The organism is Sphaerotilus sp., from assembly GCF_041083715.1.
Taxonomy (GTDB): domain Bacteria; phylum Pseudomonadota; class Gammaproteobacteria; order Burkholderiales; family Burkholderiaceae_C; genus Sphaerotilus.
Genome location: NZ_JBFPGY010000001.1, coordinates 1 through 4,579, shown reverse-complemented (window position 1 = coordinate 4,579; position 4,579 = coordinate 1). Strand labels below are relative to the sequence as shown.

Genomic DNA, 4,579 nt, shown 5'->3' with positions numbered 1-4,579 from the left:
GATTCTCACAGATCGGCGTGTCCGATGTACATCTGGCAACAGCCGAGCCGGGTCTTGTGGCCTGGCTGTCGGCTGGTTTCCACGGCGGCATGGGTTACATGGCTGCGCACGGACTCAAGCGCGCCCGGCCGGCAGAGCTGGTGCCCGGCACGGTGCGGGTGATCACCGTGCGCATGGATTACCTGCCCCGCGACACCCCGCCCGACTGGCGGGAGCAGGAAGCGGCGCGCGCCGTGCAGCCTGGCGAGGCGGTCGTGTCGGTCTACGCCCGGGGCCGTGATTACCACAAGGTGCTGCGTGCACGTCTGCAGCGGCTGGCCGAGCGCATCGCCGCCGAGATCGGCCCCTTCGGGCACCGGGTCTTCTGCGACTCGGCGCCGGTGCTGGAGGTCGAACTGGCCGGCCGCAGCGGTCTGGGCTGGCGCGGCAAGCACACGCTGCTGCTGGACCGCTCGGCCGGGTCGATGTTCTTCCTGGGCGAGCTGTTCATCGACGTGCCGCTGCCGCTGAGTCCGCCGGTCGAGGCGCATTGCGGCAGCTGCGCGTCCTGCCTCGATGCCTGTCCGACGGCGGCCATCGTCGCACCCTACCGGGTGGACGCACGGCGCTGCATCAGCTACCTGACGATCGAGCACGACGGGCCGATCCCGGTCGAGTTCCGCGCCGCGATCGGCAACCGGGTCTACGGCTGCGACGACTGCCAGCGCGTGTGTCCGTGGAACAAGTTTGCCCGGCGCAGTGATCTGCCTGATTTCGACGCCCGTGCCCCGCTGCGTGCGCCGACGCTGCTGGCGCTGTGGGCGTGGGATGAAGCCACCTTCCTGCAGCGCACCGAAGGCAGTCCGATCCGCCGCATCGGCCACGCCCGCTGGCAGCGCAATGTGGCTGTGGCGCTGGGCAACGCTTGGCGCGAGACGGGTGATCCGGCGATCGCCGAAGCACTGGCCGCGCAGCGCCCGGGGGCCAGCGCCTTGCTGGCGGAACACATCGACTGGGCGCTGGCTCAGCCGCCGTGCAGCCGCGAGAACAGTGTCAGCGCCACCGGCACGCTGACCATCCCCAGCAGCGTGGACGCGGTCACCAGGCCAGCCACGTAGACGCCATCTCCGCCCATGCGCGCTGCCAGTACGTAGCAGCTCGACGCAGTGGGCATGGCGGCGAAGGCGACCAGGATCTGGGCCTGCCCGGTCGGCAGCGCCAGCAGCACACCCAGCCCCAGCCCGACCAGCGGGAGCACGGCATGGCGGATGCCCAGCAGCAGCACTGCCAGGCCCGGTGCCTTGCGCAGACCGCCGAATGCCAGTCCCGCACCCACCGCCATCAGTCCCAGCGGCAAGGCGGCGGCGCCGATGCGCCCGAAGGTGATGTCGATCACCTGTGGCAGCTGCAGTCCCGCCAGATTGCCGATCAGCCCGGCCACGGTCGCCAGGATCAGCGGGTTGCGCACCAGCTCGCGCCCGATGCTGTGGCCGCCGTGACGCGCCAGGCTCCACACCGCTCCCGCATTGCACAGCGGCACGCACAGCGCGATCAGCAGCGCCACCCAGGCGACCGAGGCACCGCCGCCCAGCCGCTCCGCCAGCGCCAGCGCGACATACGAATTGAAGCGGAACGCGACTTGTGCGCCCGAGGCCTGCCGGTGCGCATCGACTCCCGGCACCGAGCGCAGCAGCGTTGCCAGCACGATACCGGCGCCGACCGTGAGCACGCCACCGGCCGCCAGACCCAGCGTGGCGACCGGCGCCAGCGGACTGCGCACGATCGAGGTGAACAGCAGCACAGGGAAGAGCAGCCAGTACACCATGCGCTCGACACCCGCCCAGACGGGCCGGTCCAGCGCCGTCCAGCGACACAGGACAAAGCCCGCGATGATCAGCAAGAAATCGGGGAGCAGCAGCGAGGCGGTGTTCAGCATCGCCCAAGCCTAGCGCAGCCATCTGGTTTTCCCCTACGCATCATCCACAACAGACCAGATGCCGCTGGCATCAGAATCAGCGGAACCACCGCACTCGAACGCCAGAAAATCCACAGGAGCCCCCGGGATGATGAACAGACGCCAGCTTCTCGCCACTGCCGCCGCGGCGGTGCTGACCGCCCCGCTCGCCGTGCAGGCGGAGGGCTATCCCAGCCATTCCATCCGGGTGATCGTGCCGTTTGCGCCAGGGGGCACCACGGACATCATTGCCCGCATCCTGGGCGAGAAGTCTTCCTCGGCGCTGGGGCAGGCGCTGCTGGTCGAGAACAAGGCGGGCGGCGGCGGCATCGTCGGTGCCAACGAGGTGGCCAAGGCTGCGCCCGATGGCTATACGCTGGGCATGGCGACGGTGTCCACGGTGGCGGCGAACCCGGCCATCAATCCGAAGACGCCGTACAACCCGCTGACCGACTTCGTGCCGGTCATCAACATCGCCGCCACGCCCAACGTGATCGCCGTGCACCCGAGCTTTCCGGCGCGGGACTACAAGACCTTCCTCGAGGTCCTGAAGAAGAGCCCCGGGCGCTACAGCTATGCCACTTCGGGCACCGGTGGCATCGGCCACCTGCAGATGGAGCTGTACAAGAGCCTGTCGGGGGTGTTCATCACCCACATTCCCTACCGCGGGGCCGGCCCGGCGCTCAACGACACCGTGGCCGGGCAGGTGCCGGTGATCTTCGACAACATGCCGTCGGCGCTGCCTTTCATCAAGGACGGCCGGCTGATTCCCATCGTGGTGGCGGCGCCCCAGCGGCTGGCGGCGCTGCCGAATGTGCCGACATTCAAGGAAGTCGGGCTGGAGCCGGTCAACCGCATGGCGTTCTATGGCTTCGTGGCGCCCAAGGGCACGCCGCGCGACATCGTCGACAAGATCGGGGCCGCCGTGCGCAAGACGCTGGAGGATCCGGTCGTGCGCAAGCGCATCGAGGACACGGGCTCGGTGATCGTGGCGAACACCCCTGAACAGTTCGCGGCGCAGATCAAGGCCGAGTTCGAGGTCTACAAGAAGGTGGTCGAAGTGCAGAAGCTGCGCCTGGACTGACCCGGCTGGCCCCCGCGACCGACGAAAAAAAGCCGGTCGCACGGACCGGCTTTTGCAGGTGCCCCCAGGAGGGGGCATCGACCGAGGTCGATCAGAAGTTGTGGCGAACGCCGACGGCCAGCGAGTTGAAGTCGCCACCGTAGATGGCAGCGGAGCCGTCGTTCAGGCGGGTGTAGAAGCCGTACACCTTGGTGCGCTTGCTCAGGTTGTAGTTGTAGCCAAGCGTGGCCTGGGTTGCCTTGCTGCCGGCGATGCCGCCAGCCTTGAAGGCTTGACCGACGTTGAGGTGGAACTCGGATGCGCCCAGCGTGTACATGCCGGCCAGACGGACATTGGTGCGGTTGCCGGCGATGACGGTTCCGGTCGCCGGAGCGGTCCAGTCGTTGGCATCGCGCTGCACGTAAGCGCCGAAGGTGTATGCACCCATCTCGTAGATGGCGCGCAGGCCCAGTTCCTTGGCATCACCCTTCTTGCTGTAGCCGGCGCCCAGCTTGATCGCGCCCAGCTCGTAGTTGGCGGCCAGATCGTAGCTGCGCTTGTCCGTGGCGCTGCCTTCGGCAACCGAACCCTCGACGGTCAAGCCCTTGACGAACTCAGGGGCGCGGTAGGCCACCTTGTTGGTGTCGTTGCCGACGTAGGCGTTCAGCCTGTCAGCGGAGGTGCCGGTGTCATGGTTGTGCATGCTGACCCAGTCGGCGACGGCCAACTCGGCTTCGCTGCTGAAATTGCCCATGCGGACCATGCCGAACTGGCTCGACGCCAGCGAGACTTCCGACTGGCGGCCCCAGAAGGCGGAGGCGGCCTTGCCATTGGTCGGGTCGAAGCCATGCTCCAGGATGAAGGCGGCCTTCAGACCACCGCCCAGATCCTCTTCGCCCTTGAAGCCCAGGCGCGACGAGTTGTTCTTCAGGTCATTGGTCGCCTTGGCGGAGCCGGACTTCTCATGTTCGGCGGTCAGGTTCAGACGGCCGTACAGGGTCACGGAGCTTTGGGCCAGGGCGGCGCCAGAGGCCAGGGTTGCCAGCACGGCGAGTGCGATGGTGCGCTTGATCATGTGTATCGTCCTAGAAGAGTGAATTTCGGGGTCCACGGCTTGTCACTAAGTGCGCCGGTTGCGATTCATTCTAGGAGCTAAGTTCAGCGAAAACCCTAATTCAACCCTGTTGCAACCTGTGGCCAGGCATCGAAATGTTGGCTGTGAACAACAAGGCACAACGGGCGTGCAGCCCATGCCTCGGGGCTGTGCGTGACGCACCACACAGGTCAGCGACCGCGTTGGTGGGTCGGGGTCTCCAGTCGTTTGGCGAGTGTCGAGAGCACCAGCGTCAGCACCAGGTAAATGGCCGAAATGGCCAGATAGGGCTCCCAGTAGCGGGAGTACGCCCCGGCCACCGTGCGGGCCGCCAGCGCGAGTTCGGCCAGACCGATGGCCGAAACCAGCGAGGAGTCCTTGATCAGCGTGATGCCTTCGTTGACCAGTGCCGGCACCATGCGCCGGAAGGCCTGCGGCAGGATGACGAAACGCATGCTCTGCGCATGGGTGAGACCCAGGGAATAGCCCG

The 4,579-nt window shown here is 67.1% G+C and carries 5 protein-coding genes; 2 read left to right on the top strand and 3 right to left on the bottom strand.

Annotated features, from left to right (window positions below; genetic code table 11):
- Positions 1–1,097, top strand: a 1,097-nt coding sequence (gene queG, locus AB3X43_RS00025; protein WP_369427850.1) for a tRNA epoxyqueuosine(34) reductase QueG, incomplete at its 5' end; no start/stop codon positions are given.
- Here the strand turns inward: queG and AB3X43_RS00020 are convergent.
- Positions 1,004–1,915: an AEC family transporter gene (locus tag AB3X43_RS00020; protein ID WP_369427849.1), complete on the bottom strand. Its 912-nt coding sequence runs from the start codon at positions 1,913–1,915 to the stop codon at positions 1,004–1,006. The two genes, queG and AB3X43_RS00020, sit on opposite strands and share 94 nt — an antisense overlap.
- A gap of 130 nt (positions 1,916–2,045) precedes the next feature.
- Here AB3X43_RS00020 and AB3X43_RS00015 point away from each other — a divergent pair, with 130 nt between their 5' ends.
- Positions 2,046–3,017 (top strand): tripartite tricarboxylate transporter substrate binding protein BugE, encoded by a 972-nt coding sequence (locus AB3X43_RS00015; protein ID WP_369427851.1) that lies wholly within the window; start codon positions 2,046–2,048, stop codon positions 3,015–3,017.
- Between the two features lie 91 nt (positions 3,018–3,108).
- Here AB3X43_RS00015 and AB3X43_RS00010 read toward each other — a convergent pair whose 3' ends face one another.
- Together AB3X43_RS00010 and AB3X43_RS00005 are read right to left on the bottom strand one after the other, a co-directional pair.
- The gene (locus AB3X43_RS00010) at positions 3,109–4,071 is read right to left on the bottom strand and encodes a porin (protein ID WP_369427848.1); all 963 of its coding nucleotides are present in this window, start codon (positions 4,069–4,071) and stop codon (positions 3,109–3,111) included.
- A gap of 209 nt (positions 4,072–4,280) precedes the next feature.
- A partial coding sequence (locus AB3X43_RS00005; protein WP_369427847.1) for an ABC transporter permease subunit occupies positions 4,281–4,579 on the bottom strand: 299 nt, incomplete at its 5' end.